The sequence below is a fragment of the Actinomadura sp. KC345 genome, from assembly GCF_004348515.1.
Classification (GTDB): domain Bacteria; phylum Actinomycetota; class Actinomycetes; order Streptosporangiales; family Streptosporangiaceae; genus Spirillospora.
The window spans coordinates 1-1,218 of record NZ_SMKH01000575.1 but is presented as its reverse complement, the minus strand read 5'-3'; the positions used below and the strand labels follow the sequence as shown (position 1 = coordinate 1,218).

Genomic DNA, 1,218 nt, shown 5'->3' with positions numbered 1-1,218 from the left:
CAGCTCAAGGGCCCCACGTGGGTGCCGGTGGTGGAAAGCCGTCCCGGATGGCGGCGCGTGCTGCTTCCGAGCCGTCCCAACGGCGTCACCGGCTGGATCCCCGACTCCGGGCTGAAGACCGCGCGCAGCACCCACGTCATCAAGGTGGATCTCGGCGAACGGACGATGACCCTGCTCGACTCCGGGCGTCCGAAGGGAACCTGGAAGGTGGCGATCGGCGCGCCGAAGACGCCCACACCGACCGGGCGGACGTTCATGCTCGCCTCCCTCGCCCCGGCCAAGCCCACCTACAGCCCGCTGATCCTGCCGGTCGGCGCGCACTCGGCCACGCTCGACACCTTCGGCGGCGGCCCCGGCACCGTGGCCTTCCACGGCTGGCCGACCAAGTCCGTCTTCGGTAAGGCCGTCACCCACGGCTGCGTGCGCGTCCCCGAGGACGCCCTCAGGCGGCTCGCCAAGGTCCCGCTCGGGTCCCCGGTCCACATCACGGACTGACGTCCCCCGATTCTCCGGCCTTGAGGCCGGCCTCCCCGCTCGCCATCCCCGAAACCAACGACCAAGGAGAGAAAAGTGCGTTTGCAGGCACTCACCACGTGCGCGGCCGCCGTCGGCGCCCTCGCCCTGCCCTTCACCCTCGCCGTCCCCGCCGCGTCCGCGACGAGCGGCGGCGCCGGCTCGGCCTTCGCGATCTCGGCGAGCGGGCCGGTCGCCATCCCCGCGACCCCGTCGGTGACCTCCACGGCCCAGAAGCCGGAGCGCAAGAGCGTCGCCGAACTGCCGGCCAACCCGCTCGTCCGGGCGGGAGTGCTCAACGCAGCCGCCTGGTCCGGCCACGGCCGCGCCTCCGTCGCCGACCTCGACGTGCCCAGGCTCGGCCTCAGCGCCGGCGCGGTCACCGCCAAGTGCGAGAACGGCAACGGCGTCTCCAACCTGGTCAGGGCCACGCTGAACGGCAAGAAACTGAAGGCCGCCGCGACGCCCAACAGCACCGTGAACGTCGACCTGAAGGGGCTCGGCAACGCCACGGTCACACTCAACAGGCACGTCCGCGACAAGGACGGCAGCCTCACCATCACCGCCATCGAGGTGCGCGCGACCGTCGCCGGCAAGACCCAGAAGATCAGCATCGCCTCCGTCACCTGCGGCAAGGGCGGCAAGGAGCCCGGCAAGCCGTCCACCCCGGGCAAGCCGGGCGGCGACCCGTCCACGCCCCCGGCG

General features: G+C 72.3%; 2 protein-coding genes. Both read left to right on the top strand.

Annotated elements, in window-relative coordinates; translation table 11 throughout:
• A partial coding sequence (locus E1281_RS39685; protein ID WP_131884815.1) for a L,D-transpeptidase occupies positions 1–495 on the top strand: 495 nt, incomplete at its 5' end.
• 75 nt (positions 496–570) lie between these two features.
• A partial coding sequence (locus E1281_RS39680) for a choice-of-anchor P family protein (RefSeq protein WP_131884814.1) occupies positions 571–1,218 on the top strand: 648 nt, incomplete at its 3' end.